Below are 15,264 nucleotides of genomic sequence, written 5' to 3' on the forward strand. Positions count from 1 at the left end.
GAGAGCACTATGAATAAATCGGCTTCCTCGGAAGCACTGCCGGCCTCGGAACTGATCGACAAAAGGATTGCCGATCTCGCGGACTGGCGCGGCGCCACTTTGAGCAGAATACGCAAGCTCATCCAGGAGGCCGATCCTGATGTGATCGAAGAATGGAAATGGATGGGCACGCCTGTGTGGTCGCATGATGGCATCATCTGCACAGGCGAGTCGTATAAGTCGGCGGTGAAGCTGACGTTCCTGAAGGGCGCTTCGCTCGCGGACCCGGCAAAGCTTTTCAATTCGAGTCTCGACGGCAATGCGAGGCGCGCAATCGACATTCACGAAGGCGAGGAACTCGACGCGAATGCATTTAAGGCCCTGATTCATGCGGCAATCGCGCTTAATGAATCGGGCAAGGCATCGAGCAAGGCATCGAAGGCGAAGCCGAAGCGCGCGAAGTAGTTCACACCATGCAGGAGAAACGATGGACGAGAACCTTTGGAATACGATCGACGAATATCTGACAAGCAGCCTTTTACCCGAGGATGCGTCGCTCGACGCCGCATTGCGCGCAAGTGCCGAGGCGGGTTTGCCGTCCATCAACGTCGCGCCGAATCAGGGTAAGCTGCTGCATCTGCTCGCGAAACTGCGCGGCGCGCGGCGTATTCTCGAAGTCGGCACACTCGGCGGCTATAGCACGATCTGGCTCGCAAGAGCGCTGCCGCCAACCGGTCAACTCATCTCTCTCGAAGCAAACAGCGACTATGCCGAAGTCGCGCGCGCGAACCTGGAACGCGCGGGCGTGTCGGGCGTTGCGTCGATCGTCGTGGGCGCCGCGGCGCAAACGCTCGCGCAGTTCGTCGCCGATAACGTCGAACCGTTCGACATGATTTTTCTCGACGCCGACAAGAAAAGCTATCCCGAGTACCTGCGCCTGTCGCTGCAATTGAGCCGCGTCGGTACGCTGATCGTCGGCGATAACGTGATTCGCCGCGGCCGCATTGCAGACCATGCGAGCGCCGATCCGGACGTAGCCGGCCTGCATGAGTTCTTCAGGCTGCTTGGCAGCAATCCGCGCCTCGATTCCACTGCGATTCAAACGGTCGGCACAAAAGGGTGGGACGGCTTCTCGATGACGCTCGTAACCGCGTAGCCGCTACTCGCGCACACCGAATCGCGCGACGCACGCCTGTCTCACTCTTTCGACAACCGCGGTCCACTCCTCGCCCCGCTCGCGGCGAAATAGCCGCAGCGTGTGCGGATACCACGGCGAATCGCTGCGCTCGTACATCCAGCGCCAGTCCACGTCTTTCTCCGGCAGCATCACCCAGCAGGGTTTGCCGAGCGACGCAGCGAGATGCGCGATCGACGTGTCGACGCAAATCACCAGATCGAGTTGCGCGACGATCGCGGCGCTGTCGGCAAGATCTGTCACCATCGAACCAACGTGGAGCAACGGCTGATCAGGTGGCGGGTGGCGCGCCTCGTCCTCGCCCTGCCCTTTCTGCAGACTCACGAAGCTGAGACCGGCCACGCTCCACAACGGTGCGAGTGTGACGAGCGACGGAATCGAACGATTGGCGTCGTTATGATGCTTCGCATTGCCCTTCCACACGAGACCGATCTTGCGCCCCGGCGGCAATGCGTCGAGCACAGGCCGCCATTTTTCGACGAGCGACTCTTCGGCCGCGAGCCGGACCGGCCGCGGAATCGTATCGACTGTCGTGCGCAAATGCAGCGGCGCACTCAAGAGGCTCGTCCAGCAATCATAATCGGATGCACGCGCCGCTGCTGTGTCGTGATGGAGCACAGAGTCCACACCGTCGACGCGCGTCATCAGCCGATGCAACGCAGGCGCGCACGCAAACGCGATATGCGCGGCGCCCTGCGCCTTCAGTAACGCGAAATAACGGCTGAATTGCAGCATGTCGCCGAGACCGTCTTCCTGCCAGACGAGCAACGATCGTCCCGAGAGCGCATCGCCCTGCCACTGCGGACACGATAGCCGCTGAGCAGTCTGCCGATGCACGAAACCCGTCTGCTGATAGCGGCATTCATAAAGCGGCCAGCCTTCCTCGAAACGTCCCATGCTCAGCAGCAATGTCGCGAGCCCGAAGCGCGCGTCGCCGTAATCGGCGCGTAACGAAAGTGCGCGACGGTATGCGCTTTCCGCCTCGGGCAGACGCGTCAATTGCGCGAGCGCGGCGCCGAGGTTGTAATGCGCTTCGGCCAGATCGGGATCAATGGATAGCGCCTGTTCGAAAGCCTCGACGGCCTCGGGCAAACGGTCGAGCAGGCGCAGCACGCAGCCGAGATTGTTATGAGCGGGCGCTATGTCGGGACGCAGGCGAACCGCTTCGCGATAAGCGGCCGCGGCTTCCTCCATGCGTTCGAGTTTGAAGAGCGTGATGCCGAGGTTGTAATGAGCCTCGGCGTAATCGGCGCGTAGCGCGATTGCCTTGCGATACGCGGACTCGGCTTCGGGCAGCCGCGCAAGATCGGTCAGCGCCGCGCCGAGATTGACGTGAGCCTCCGCGTAGTCGGGGCGCATGGTCAACGCAAGCCGGCAAGCGAGTTCGGCTTCGGTCAGACGCTGCGCAGCCTTCAACGCGCCGGCCAGGTTATTCAATGCCTCCGGATAATGCGGCTGGATGCTGAGCGCCTCGCGATAAGCCGCGTCTGCTTCGTCGACACGACCGAGATCCATCAACACGTTGCCCAGATTGTTGTGCGCTTGCGCGTGCGCCGGCAATCGGCGCAGCGCCTCGCGATATGCGGCCTCGGCTTCATGCAGGCGCCGCAGCGTTTGCAATACGACGCCGTGGTTATAGTGCGCGTCGGCATGGTCCGGGCGAAGGGAAAGCGCACGCCGATACGACACCTCGGCCTCTTCATGATGGCCTTGCGCATGCAGCACCGCGCCCAGTTGATTGTGAGCGTCCGCATGCTCGGGCCGCATCGCGATGAGTTGCCGATAAATTGCTTTGGCCGCCGACAGGCGACCGCGCGCTTTCAGCAATGCGCCGAAGCTCTCATACACTTCGACATAACCTGGCGCGATACGCAGGCATCGGCGCCAATGGCGCTCTGCATCGTCCGCGTGACCGAGACGGCACGACGAAGCCCCGGCGATGTTCAGCGCGTCGGCCATTGCGTGAATCGCTGCATCGTCGAGCGTGCTTTCGTCGCGCTCGATCGCGGGCATTACCGTCGATAATGCCGCGGCAAATTCATCCGCCGAGTAGAGCGCTATCGCCTGCTGGTTGAGTTGTGCAATTGAAGAGGCGAGCGTCTGCGTGAAAGTCATGAGTCCAGTAACGTTGCGAGTGCGGCGTCCACGCGCGGGATCGCCCATGTTGCACAAAGGCCAACATGTACCACGCAGATTAAGCGATGCGGCCGCGTTGTAACGGCGGGAAATGAGCGGATTTCCGGCTTCAATCCGTCGTTATGCCGGACATCGGGCAGAAAAATGTGCGTGGCAGTGCTAGAATCGCCGCGTTTTCCTGCTCATCGCCATGACTCCACACTCCCGCAACCGTCTGACCGCCTGGCTTGGCCTCATCGCCATGTGGCTCGTCGTGTTTGCGCCGGTCGTGAGTCAGACGCTGGTGTCGAACCGCGCGCAGGAGCCGATTGCCGCGCTATGTTCGTCGCTGCAAACCGTTCAGCCCGGCGCGATGCAGCACGCGAGCCGCGCCGACACATCGGCCGTCCACCTCAGTCACGACGACGCCTTCGGCGCTTGCGGCTACTGTCATCTGTTGCAGCATCATGTGGCCATGCCCACGGTTGCGGCCGCGCAGCCGCCGGTTGTCATCGTCATGACAGGCACGGCGCCGCCCACTCTCTCCACCCGCTTCACACCACTCGGCGCGTTCCCTTCGGGACGCCCTAGAGCACCACCCTTCGTTTCCTGATCGTCGTTGTTCCTGATCGCCCGCGCATTGCGTGCATTGACCACATGTGGCCGCGTTAGCCACATGCGGCCGCATTTGCCGCATCTGTCGATGGCGCGCGCGATCGTCCGTTCAATGCATGAAGGAAACGCTCATGTCGATCTTCTCATTGCGAAGGCTGCGCGCCTTCGTCCCTACAGCGATGACCGCGTTCGCGGCGGCACCGGTCCACGCCGACACGACGCTGCCCGCCGTCAGCGTGAGTGCGAATAGCGCCGCAAACGAAAGCGTCGCGCCCCGCGCCGTCGATCCGAATCTGCCGGCTTCGGTCGAAACAGTCACCCGCGAGCAATTCTCCAACTGGAATGTCGTGAACTCCGAGGACGTGCTGAAGTACATGCCGAATCTCGCGGTTCGCAAACGCTTTATCGGCGATCTGAATTCGATCATCGCAGTGCGCGGCACGAGCAATACGCAAAGTGCGCGCGGTCTCGTCTATGCGGACGGGCTGTTGCTGAGCAATCTGCTGGGCAACAACTTTTCTTTTCCACCGCGCTGGTCGATGGTGTCTCCCGACGAGATCCAGCAGGTCGATGTGATTTATGGCCCGTATTCCGCGCTCTATCCGGGCAATTCGCTTGGCGCAACCGTATTGATCAGCACGCGCATGCCAAAGAAATTCGAGGCCGAAGCCGACGTAAAAGCATTCACGCAGCACTTCAGCCTTTATGGTGTGAACCGTAATTTCAACGGCAGCGAAGCGAGTGCGTCTATCGGCAACCGGATCGGCAAGTTCTCGTTTCTGCTCGGCGTGAACCATCTGGAGAACACGAGCCAGCCGCTGCAATTCGCGACGCTCGCCAAATCGGGCACGCCCGCGAAAGCCGGCGACACGCCGGTTACAGGAGCGTACTTCTACAACAACCAGACCAATACGCCGACCGCCATACTCGGCATTAACGGCGAAGGCATCGAGCACACCGTGCAGGACCAGTTCAAGCTGAAGACGCAGTACGACTTCACGCCGACACTGCAAGGCGCTTTTACGCTCGGCTACTGGCATCAAACGTATAACAGCGAGACGTCGAGTTTTCTGCGCGACGCGAACGGCAACGCTGTATATGGCGGCAAGGTTTCGATCAACGGCTACGAGTACACGATTCCGGCTTCCGCATTCGCGCCGAGCCTGGGCCATAGCGAGAACTGGCTCTATGGCGTGACGCTGAAAACGCGCAACGCCACAGGCTGGAACGGCGAGGCGATCGCCTCGTATTACGACGTCAGTAATAGCGTCGCGCGTCTTGCAAGTTCCGGCGCGCCCGGCAATGGCGCAGGCACCGTGACCTTCGGCGACGGCACCGGCTGGAAGACACTCGACTTGCGCAGTACTTACACGCCGGCGTCGACGCAAGCGGGTCTCGCGAATCATGCGCTCGCTTTCGGCTACCACTACGACAATTACTTTCTCGACAACGAAAGTTACTCGACGCTCAATTGGCGCGACGGCTCCGCGACTTCATTCGCCAACGCATTCGCCGGCAAGACGCAAACTCAGGCGCTCTACGCACAGGACGCATGGCGCTTCCTGCCGCGCTGGAAATTCGTGTATGGCGTGCGTTACGAAGACTGGCGCGCGTACGACGGATCGCAAGCGTTGCCGGGCACAAGGGTTGCACTCGCTAACGCCAGTGAGCAGCACTTCTCGCCGAAGGCTTCGCTTTCATTCGATGTGAGCGACGATCTGACGTTACGCGCGTCGATTGGCCGCGCATATCGCTTTCCCACGGTCAGTGAGTTGTTCCAGGGGCAAATCAACGGCTCCTCGATCGTCAACAACAACCCGAACCTGAAACCGGAAGACGATCTTTCGAAAGAACTCACCGCCGAATGGGCGCATTGGAATGGCATCTTCCGTTTCTCGCTGTTTCAGGACGACGTGAAGAACACGATTTTCAGCCAGACGGATACGACCGTGATTCCGAACGTGACGAACTTCCAGAACATCGGCAAGGTACGTTCGCGCGGCGTGGAAACGAGCTATTCCGGCGAGAACGTGTTCGTGCGCGGACTCGATCTTCTGGCAAGCGTCGCTTATACGCAATCGAAGATCATTGCCAATGCGCAGAACCCTGCGAGCGTCGGCAAGTACTTTTATCGCATTCCGCTATGGCGCGTGAATGTGGCGGCGACCTATCGCTTCGACGAACGCGCGGCAGTGACACTTGCCGCGCGCTATTCGGGCCGCCAATACAACACGCTCACGAATACCGACACGAATCCGGATGTATTCGGCGGCACGAGTTCTTACACGGTGGCGGACGCGAAGTTCACGTTCAGGCCCACGAAGCTGAGCGAAGTCGGCATTGGCGTCGACAACATTTTCGATGCGCGCTACTTCGTCTATCACCCTTACCCAGGACGCACGTTCTATCTGGAAGCGAAGTTGCGCATGTAGCGCGCAATCATAGCGTTCTAGCGCAAGAACCAGATCAATCTTCTTCAGGAGGATTCAATGTCCACCATCGCACCGCATAACGCCGTATCAGGAACGACGAGTCCCAGCAGCGGCTATCGCACGCTCTGGCGATGGCATTTCTACGCCGGCCTCTTCGTGATGCCGTTTCTCATCGTCTTGGCAATCACGGGTACGTTGTACTGTTTTCAGCCGCAGGTCGAACCGCTGCTTTATCCGCGGCTTCTCGTCGTCGAACCGCAAACGGCGCCGCGCATGTCAGAAGACGCGCTGCTCGCGCGAGCGCGTGCGGCCATGCCGTCCAATGCAACCGCCGTCACCGCCGCGATCTCGAACACGCCCGAGCGCAGCACGGAATTCATTTTTCGTCTCGCGGACGGCGAAAAGCAGAGCGTCTATCTGAACCCGTATAGCGGAGAAGTACTCGGCACATTGAGCGTCGAGCGTCGCTTGATGCAGGTTGACCGCATGCTTCATCGCAAGCTATTGCTCGGCAAACCGGGCGAATTGCTAATGGAGCTTGCCGCATGCTGGACGCTCGTGATGATCGGCACCGGCATCGCGCTGTGGTGGCCACGTGAAACGACACGCGTGCGGGATGCACTCGTGCCGCGTCTGACGTTAAAGGGCCGGCCGCTGTGGAAGAGCATCCACGCGGTCATGGGCATCTGGCTCGCACTCGGCGCGCTTGCATTCGTGTTGACCGGTTTGCCGTGGTCCGGCTCGTGGGGTCAGCAGTTCAAGGCGCTCGCGACCGCTGCGAATCTCGGCGCTCCGCCTGGCACGTGGGGCGGCTTGCCGTTGCGCTCGGTGCTGCCTGCGGGCACGAGCAAAGAGACCGACGCGAAGGCAACACCAGGCGCACAAGCAGAACACGCCGCGCATATGGACTCCATGCCCGGCATGGTGATGGACGACTTGCCGCTGCCGCAAACGCCGTGGGCCGTGGGCAATGCGCCGGTGCCCGCTTCCGCCGATGCGAAAGCAGCGGCCCCGTTGCCGCTCGGCCACATCGTCGCGCAAGCCGCGTCGTTCGGTGTCACGAGCGGCTACAACATCGCGCTGCCGACATCGTCGACGGGCGTCTATACCGTGTCGTATTTCCCGGCCGACCCGCAACTGGAACGCACCATCTATATCGATCAGTACAGCGGCGCGATTCTCAAGGACATTCGCTATGCCGACTATGGCGGCGTATCGAAAGCGGTGTCATACGGCACGTCATTGCATATGGGCCGCTATTTCGGCGTCGCCAATCAGATTCTGTGCGCCGCGATTTCGTTGGGGCTTGCGTTGATGGCCCTGACCGGCTGCGTGATGTGGTGGAAGCGCAAACCGCAGCGCTCGCTCGGCGCGCCTTCGCGGGAAAGAGCCGCACCGCCGATGCGCGGTTGGAAAACCGGCCTCGTCATGCTCGGCATTGTTTTTCCGTTGATGGGCGCAACGCTTGTCGCCGTATGGCTCGCCGACCGCGCGATATTCGGCCGTGCAGCGCACGGCCTTCAAGGTCGTTAAAGCAATGCGCGTTAAAGGCGTGCTAAAGCAAGTGGCGTTAACGGCGGCCCGAATCGAATTCAGTCCGCCGCAATCACGTCGATACGCAAAGCCGGCGCGCCCGCTGCAATCGCGAGAAGATGATCGACATTCGGATGAGCGCCGGGCCGGTTGCGCGCGTCGGCGGTATGTTCGCCGAACACCGCGAGGCCGTGTTCGGCGGCTTTGGCGTCGAGCGCACCGAACGTCTGCTGCAGATAGTTGTACACCGCGAGCGAGCCCTGTTTGCCCGGCTTGTTCTCGATGCTCGCCACAACGGCGCCTTGCGCGTCGATCAGATCGATACGCGCAATGCCGTCGATTGCAGGCATGTGCGCGAGGTTTTCCTTGAATACGTTGCTCGGCTGAATCACTGAAACCACTCCTTTAAGCGGGAAAATGCCACGAGGGCCGTATCTTATCCGATGGCCTACGTGATTAGCGCGAAGCCTCACGCAGGCCCACGCCGCTTAAGGTGTCCAGCGATGCACGATCATGCTCGACCCGTTGTAGTTGTCTTTCGTAATCACGTATTCGCCGCTTGCCCGCAGAAACGCTCGCAGTCCGTACATCGAATCGACATCGTTGCCGACATCCACAGTACCGGGGCTATTATTGATGAGCGTGGCGTCGAGATTGCCGGTGTTCAGATTGAACGCGTCGATGTTCGGCACCGTATGCACGTAGCCGACAAAAAGATAATTGCCCACTGCGGTAATCGACTTCGGATTGGCGCTCGTGAGATTGATCACCGGCTGAGGCTGTGTCGTATTACCCGCGCTCCAGCCGTGATAGACCTCGATGCGCGACTGTATCGCCGTCCAGTCCCAACTGCCTGCCACGCCTTGCGCGAGAATCATCGTGTCGCTTTCGGGCAAATAGATGATGCGCGTCAACGGCCGGATACTCATTGGAATCTTGATCGTGACGGCGGGGCCCCACAACGGCTTACCGTTTCCGTCGAAACCCGTAAGCGGGTAATGATAGATATGGTTTGTTCTGTCGAGACCCGCCCACACATCGCCCCTGCTGTCGATGCAAAAGCCTCCCGTCACCTTCACCGTCGTGTTGAACGCCGGGCCCGGCAAAGAGCCATCCGGTATTGCAATGTAGCCGCTCGCCGAATTGAAATGATAGAAGTTAAAGGTGTCGGGATTCTGGCCGGACGCGACGAGAATGCGGTTTCCGCCCACCGCGACGAGTTGCCCGAAGTGCTGCCCGCGCTGCGTGTCGTTGATATTCAGGCGCGGGTCCGATGGATAAGTAAACGGGTCGACGGTATTCGCAACGAAGGTGCCGCCCGCGGTGCCCGTATAAATATGCGCGCCGCTATAAAAGTACGCGCCGTCGGTCAACGGGTCCGGTGCCGCGACCGCTTCGAAGTTCAGTGCCTGCAGTTTCCATTGCAGATTGCCGGCGCTGTCGTAGGCATGCAGATCGGTCGGACCATTGCGGCCCATGTCCCAGCCGCCGCCCCACGGATTGTTGAGCACATACAGGGTGCCCGCTGCGTCCCTGCCGATGCCCGCTACGCGCGTGAAGCGCTTGTCGCCGACCTGCCCTTTGATTCCGGTAGTCGTATCCAGGTAGCCGCCCTGAATGCCGAATGTACCGGCCAACGTCGGCGCGCCCGCCACGTTGTAGATCTTGATGTTCATGTCGGGGCCTTCGTCGCCGACCATGAGCCGTCCCGTCGATGCATCGAAATACAACGCCGATGGCCGCGAAGCGGCGGGCATCTGGATCGTGTTGAGCGACGCGCCTGCCGCGCTGAATTGCGCTATGACGCCAGCGCTTTTTCGCGCGACCCACAGATTGCCCGCAGCATCGAGTGCGAGCGCGCCGGGACCGGACACCGCTATGTCCTGCTGCCACACGCCGTCAGTCGTATAGACACGCACACGGTTGCCGTAAAAATCGCTGACATAAAGCAGCGTGCCTGCCGTGGCGAGTCCGGTGATGACATCCGCATGAGGGATGCCGGTCCACACGCTGACCGGAATGCGAAGTTCGAGCGCTTTGGTCGCGCGGTTATAGCGCCCGACCGAGCCGCTGCCGAACGACCTGTTGTACTGCAACGCCGTGAAAATCGACGTCGCATTGCCGGATATCGCGCTGCCCTGAAAGTCGGCGTGCGTACCGATCGAGCCGATGTTCTGACCGTTCTGATAGATCGCGACGCCGCCTTCGTTCTCGTCCCACAACGACGACGTATAAATCACGCCTTCCGGTGCGACCCACATTGAACGCGCGCCGTTGCCGACATGCGCGGCCAGCGTACCATAGGTATTGGCGAGCCAGTCGGTCGTATATTGCGCATGAGCTACGCATGCAAGCGCCATCAGCGCGAAGCCGAGCAACGCGGCATGGATTCGTTTGGTGACCATGAACGGGGTTCTCCGGCTGTATTTCGTTTACGCCAAAAAAAGGCCTGCTATTGCGCAGGCATTCACATACGAAAGTGCCGGATTATGCTTCGGCCAGAATCTGCTGAATGACCTGTTCGAAGGTTTCGACAGGTTGCCCGCCGCTCACCAGATAGCGGCGATTGAAGATGATTGCCGGCACCGACTGAATGCCGTGCGACTGGAACTCTACTTCTTCGGCGCGGACTTCGTCGGCATAGTCGCCGCTTTGCAGTACCTTGCTCGCAGCCTCGGCGTCCAGTCCTACCGACTGCGCGACTTCGACGAGCACGTCATGATTGCTCGGATCGCGGCCTTCCGAATGATAGGCGCGCAGCAGCGCGAGCTTGAGCGGCAGTTGCTTGCCTTCGAGACCTGCCCAATGCAACAGGCGGTGTGCATCGAACGTGTTGTAGACATGCGTGCGCGGACCAAACTCGAAGCCGACGCTCGCGCCGCGCTCGCGGATCATGGCCTGCGTTTCTTCGATCTGCTCGGGCGTGCGTCCGTATTTCTTGCCGAGATAATCGACAATCGCCTGGCCCTCGGGCGCCATCTGCGGATTCAGTTCGAACGGGTGCACGACGATCCGCGCATCCACTGCGTCACCGACGCGCGACAACGCGAGTTGCAGCGACGAAAGGCCGATTGCGCACCAGGGGCATGCAATGTCGGAAACGAAATCGATGGTGAGCGGCTGGGACATGGCTTTCCTAAGGGCTGTGGGATAGGTGTATTGTCACCTATCCTCGTGACTCTTACCTGGTGGCCGGCAAGAACCCTTTGTTACGCCGTCGTATCTATGCGCCGCGATTCTTTCTGATCAAAAATCCGATGCCGCCGACGATCCCTATGCCTGCCAATGCGCATAAAAAACCACGGTGACGAACCGCGCACATCTCCAGGCTCACAGGTTTCGACTCACGGTCGAAACGTCCGTGCGCGCTGTAATCGCCGGGTACGGGATCGAACAGATTGTTAGGCGCGTCGGCAGGAAGCGGCTCGTCGGTGATCTGTCCTGAGTAGCCCGCCTTTGCCAGGTATCTGTCGAGCAGTCCGGGCGCGATGAAGTTGGCCAGTATCGCCTTGACCGTCGGAAAACCCACCCATACCTCGCGACGCTTATGCGTCGCAGCGAAATAGATCGCGCGGGCGGCCACTTCGGGCTGGAAAATCGGCGCGACGGGCTTGGCCTTCTTGCCCATCTTGTTGAGCGACCAGTCGAATTGCGGCGTATTCAGCGCGGGCAAATCGACCATCGTCAAATGCACATTGAGCCCGTCGTGAATGATCTCGGAACGCAGCGAGTCAGTGAAACCCCGCGCCGCGAATTTTGCGCCGCAATAGACGGATTGCAGCGGCACCGAACGATAACCGAGTGCGGACCCCACATTGACAATCGTTCCGCGATTGCGCGTGCGCATACGTGACAGTGCGGCCATCGTGCCGTGCACCTGGCCGAGGTATGTCACCTTGGTGCCTCGCTCGAATTCCTGCGCAGTCAGCTTCGATACCGGCGCGAAGACCGTGGCCATTGCAACGTTGACCCACACGTCGATAGGTCCAAGCTCCGTTTCGGTGCGCGTTGCCGCTTCTTCCACGCGCGCGGCGTCGGCGACGTCGGTTGGAATCGCAATTGCACGCACGCCGTATTGAAGGCGAAGCTCGGCGGCCGCGCGTTCGAGCCGCGCCAAATCGCGTGAAAGCAATGCGACATCGTAGCCATGTCGCGCGAATTCCTCGGCGGTCGCGCGTCCCACTCCGGCGCCCGCGCCTGTCACAACGACGACTTTATTCATGACGAATCCCTTGCACGACATGCACCGCGCTTTACTCACAAGCGCCCAGCAAAAAGCGAGCCCGCTTCATTCACCGCGCAGCTTCACAAGGAAGCAATTCATTCTTTCTGAGTGAAAGAACGCGGAACGTGGTTTGCAACCTCGCATGTGTGACGATCTTTATTGTGAGGAGCTGTCCATGTCCACAACTGTCGGTGACTTCATCGTCGAGCGACTCCAGGCGTGGGGCGTGCGCCGAATTTTTGGCTATCCCGGCGACGGCATCAACGGCGTGTTCGGCGCGTTGAATCGCGCGCAGAGTGAAGCGAAGAAGCATCACAAGAACACGGACCAGCCGGGGCCGATCGAATTCATTCAGGTTCGTCACGAGGAAATGGCCGCCTTCATGGCGTCCGCGCATGCAAAATTCACAGGCGAGCTCGGCGTTTGTATCGCGACGTCGGGGCCTGGCGCATCGCACCTCGTGACGGGACTTTACGACGCCCGCATGGACCATATGCCCGTGCTGGCTATCACCGGTCAGCAGGCGCGCGCGGCGCTAGGCGGCCACTATCAGCAGGAAGTCGATCTCGTCTCGCTCTTCAAGGACGTCGCGGGTGCGTTCGTCGGACAGGCGTCGGTGCCCGCGCAAGTGCGCCATCTCGTGGATCGCGCGATACGTACGGCACTTTCCGAGCGCAAGGTGACCGCGCTCGTGCTGCCGAACGACTTGCAAGACTTGCCGTACGAGCCTCCTGCGCGCAAACACGGCACGCTGCATTCGGGCGTCGGCTATCGCGAGCCGCGTCTCGTGCCTCAGCCTGAAGATCTTCAGCAGGCCGCCGACGTGCTCAACGCCGGCAAGAAGGTCGCGATTCTCGTCGGCGCCGGCGCACTGCATGCAACGGACGAAGTGATCGCCGTCGCGGAAAAACTCGGTGCGGGCGTGGCAAAGGCGCTGCTCGGCAAAGCGGTGTTGCCCGACGATCTGCCGTGGGTCACCGGCTCGATCGGCCTGCTCGGCACGAAGCCCAGTTACGATCTGATGACCGAGTGCGACACGCTGCTGATGATCGGCTCCGGCTTTCCCTACTCGGAGTTTCTGCCGAAGGAAGGTGCGGCGCGCGGCGTGCAGATCGACCTGAAAGCCGACATGCTGAGCCTGCGCTATCCGATGGAAGTGAACCTCGTCGGCGATAGTGTCGAAACGCTGCGCGCGTTGCTGCCTTTGCTCGAACACAAGCAGGACCGCGGGTGGCGCAAGACGATCGAAGGCTGGACTGCCGACTGGTGGAAGACACTCGACGAACGCGCGCACGAGCCCGGCAAGGATGCCGTCAATCCACAGCGCACGGTATGGGAACTGTCGCCACGCGTTCCGTCGAATGCAATCGTGACGAGCGATTCAGGCTCCTGTGCAAACTGGTATGCACGCGATCTGAAGGTGAAGCGCGGCATGATGTGCTCGCTGTCGGGCGGCCTCGCGTCGATGGGAGCCGCAGTACCGTATGCGATCGCGGCAAAGTTCGCTTATCCGGAGCGGCCCGTCATCGCACTGGTCGGCGACGGCGCCATGCAGATGAACAACATGGCCGAACTCATCACCGTGTCGAAGTACTGGAAAGGCTGGGCTGATCCGCGCTGGATCTGCATGGTGCTCAACAACCAGGATCTGAACCAGGTCACGTGGGAACAGCGCGTGATGGAGGGCGATCCGAAGTTCGAGGCTTCGCAGGACATTCCTTCGGTGCCGTATCACAAGTTCGCGGAATTGATCGGCCTGAAAGGCATTTATGTCGACGACGCCGAACAGATGGGCGCGGCCTGGGACGCTGCGCTTGCCGCAGATCGCCCTGTGGTGATCGAAGTAAAAGCCGATCCGAACATCGCGCCGTTGCCGCCGCATATCACGCTTGCTCAGGCCAAGGCGTTTGCATCGACATTGTTAAAAGGCGATCCCGACGAAGGCAATGTGATCGTGCAGACCGCGAAGCAGGTGCTTGGCGCAGTGCTTCCGGGCCGTCATGACAAGTAGAGGCACGCGGCGATGAGCAAGGCGGCATCTGCACGAGGCGGCTCGCAACTTCCGGTTAGCGCGGTGCGGGCGAGCGCCTACCGCATTCCCTCCGACGCCCCCGAAAGCGACGGAACGTTCGAGTGGAATGCGACGACGCTCGTCGTCGTCGAGGTCGATGCGGGTGGTCAAACAGGAATCGGCTATACGTATAGCGATTCCAGCATCGTCGCGCTGATCGCGAACACGCTGTCGCCCTGTGTGACCGGCGAGGACGTCGCCGATATTCGCGCGCATTGGAACCGCATGCAGCGTCAGGTGCGCAATCTCGGGCGTGCGGGACTTGCGGCCACGGCAATCTCCGCAATCGACTGCGCGTTGTGGGACGCGAAAGCGAAGCTGCTCGGCGTGCCGCTCGTGCAACTGCTGGGCGCGGCGCGCGAAAGCGTGCCGCTTTACGGTAGCGGCGGCTTCACGACATACAACGACCGGCAATTGCGCGATCAGCTTGCCGGCTGGGTCGAACGCGACGGCTGCCGTTGGGTCAAGATGAAGATCGGCAGTCAACCGCATAAAGATCAGGCGCGCGTGAAAGCCGCGCGCGAAGCTATCGGCGACGCGGGTCTGTTCGTCGATGCCAACGGCGCGTTCTCGCCGCGCGAGGCGCTGTACCATGCGCGCCAATTTGAAGCGCAACAGGTCGCATGGTTCGAAGAGCCGGTCTCATCCGACGATGCAGCCGGCTTGCGCTTCGTGCGCGAACACGCGCCGTCCGGCATGGACATCGCGGCCGGCGAATACGCGTACACGTCCGACGATTTCCGCACGCTACTCGCCGAGGGCTCCGTGGATGTACTGCAAGCCGACGTGAGCCGTTGTGGCGGCATCACCGGATTCCTGCAGGCCGCCGCGCTTTGCGACGCGTTTCACATGCCGCTTTCCGCGCATTGCGCGCCCGCATTGCATCTGCATGTGGCTTGCGCGGTGCCGCGGCTGCGTCATCAGGAGTGGTTTCATGACCATGTGCGCATCGAGGCGATGTTATTCGACGGCGCACCGCGAGCGTATGACGGCGTCATCGCGCCCGACCTGTCGAGGCCCGGTTGCGGCCTCGCATTCAAGCACGAGGACGCGGCACAGTACTTCGTTGCATAGGCGCGAAAAACGCAGGAGCAGGTAT

At 61.0% G+C, this 15,264-nt stretch carries 12 protein-coding genes; 7 read left to right on the plus strand and 5 right to left on the minus strand.

Translation table 11 applies throughout. The features are described 5' to 3' along the window. Positions 1-9: 9 nt before the first annotated feature. Together CUJ91_RS26995 and CUJ91_RS27000 are read left to right on the plus strand one after the other, a co-directional pair. Positions 10-444: a DUF1801 domain-containing protein gene (locus tag CUJ91_RS26995; RefSeq protein ID WP_114157588.1), complete on the plus strand. Its 435-nt coding sequence runs from the start codon at positions 10-12 to the stop codon at positions 442-444. Positions 445-466: 22 nt separating this feature from the next. Further along, positions 467-1,135 (plus strand): O-methyltransferase, encoded by a 669-nt coding sequence (locus CUJ91_RS27000; protein ID WP_114157589.1) that lies wholly within the window; start codon positions 467-469, stop codon positions 1,133-1,135. A gap of 3 nt (positions 1,136-1,138) precedes the next feature. Here CUJ91_RS27000 and CUJ91_RS27005 read toward each other — a convergent pair whose 3' ends face one another. After that, positions 1,139-3,289: a tetratricopeptide repeat protein gene (locus CUJ91_RS27005; protein ID WP_114157590.1), complete on the minus strand. Its 2,151-nt coding sequence runs from the start codon at positions 3,287-3,289 to the stop codon at positions 1,139-1,141. A 211-nt stretch (positions 3,290-3,500) separates the two neighbouring features. Between CUJ91_RS27005 and CUJ91_RS27010 the strand changes: the two genes are divergently transcribed. From CUJ91_RS27010 to CUJ91_RS27020, 3 genes are all read left to right on the plus strand, one after another. After that, the gene (locus CUJ91_RS27010) at positions 3,501-3,902 is read left to right on the plus strand and encodes a DUF2946 domain-containing protein (protein WP_114157591.1); all 402 of its coding nucleotides are present in this window, start codon (positions 3,501-3,503) and stop codon (positions 3,900-3,902) included. Positions 3,903-4,035: 133 nt separating this feature from the next. Continuing rightward, positions 4,036-6,336, plus strand: a complete 2,301-nt coding sequence (locus CUJ91_RS27015) for a TonB-dependent receptor (protein WP_114158080.1) — start codon at positions 4,036-4,038, stop codon at positions 6,334-6,336. A 57-nt stretch (positions 6,337-6,393) separates the two neighbouring features. Next, complete coding sequence (locus tag CUJ91_RS27020) at positions 6,394-7,869, plus strand: PepSY-associated TM helix domain-containing protein (RefSeq protein WP_114157592.1); 1,476 nt, start codon at positions 6,394-6,396, stop codon at positions 7,867-7,869. A gap of 59 nt (positions 7,870-7,928) precedes the next feature. On the opposite strand, the gene CUJ91_RS27025 is transcribed toward CUJ91_RS27020, so the two are convergent. From CUJ91_RS27025 to CUJ91_RS27040, 4 genes are all read right to left on the minus strand, one after another. After that, positions 7,929-8,261 (minus strand): DUF2322 family protein, encoded by a 333-nt coding sequence (locus CUJ91_RS27025; protein WP_029970173.1) that lies wholly within the window; start codon positions 8,259-8,261, stop codon positions 7,929-7,931. Between the two features lie 96 nt (positions 8,262-8,357). Further along, positions 8,358-10,274 (minus strand): SMP-30/gluconolactonase/LRE family protein, encoded by a 1,917-nt coding sequence (locus CUJ91_RS27030; RefSeq protein WP_114157593.1) that lies wholly within the window; start codon positions 10,272-10,274, stop codon positions 8,358-8,360. An 82-nt stretch (positions 10,275-10,356) separates the two neighbouring features. Beyond that, positions 10,357-10,998 (minus strand): DsbA family oxidoreductase, encoded by a 642-nt coding sequence (locus tag CUJ91_RS27035; RefSeq protein WP_114157594.1) that lies wholly within the window; start codon positions 10,996-10,998, stop codon positions 10,357-10,359. A gap of 94 nt (positions 10,999-11,092) precedes the next feature. Continuing rightward, positions 11,093-12,091, minus strand: a complete 999-nt coding sequence (locus tag CUJ91_RS27040; RefSeq protein ID WP_114158081.1) for an SDR family oxidoreductase — start codon at positions 12,089-12,091, stop codon at positions 11,093-11,095. A gap of 178 nt (positions 12,092-12,269) precedes the next feature. Between CUJ91_RS27040 and CUJ91_RS27045 the strand changes: the two genes are divergently transcribed. Then, positions 12,270-14,105 (plus strand): thiamine pyrophosphate-requiring protein, encoded by a 1,836-nt coding sequence (locus tag CUJ91_RS27045; protein WP_114157595.1) that lies wholly within the window; start codon positions 12,270-12,272, stop codon positions 14,103-14,105. Between the two features lie 12 nt (positions 14,106-14,117). Next, a complete protein-coding gene (locus tag CUJ91_RS27050) occupies positions 14,118-15,239 on the plus strand; it encodes an enolase C-terminal domain-like protein (RefSeq protein ID WP_114157596.1) in 1,122 nt (373 codons plus the stop codon). The last annotated feature ends 25 nt before the right edge of the window (positions 15,240-15,264 follow it).

It is taken from the genome of Paraburkholderia graminis, assembly GCF_003330785.1.
GTDB classification, from domain to species: Bacteria; Pseudomonadota; Gammaproteobacteria; order Burkholderiales; family Burkholderiaceae; genus Paraburkholderia; species Paraburkholderia graminis.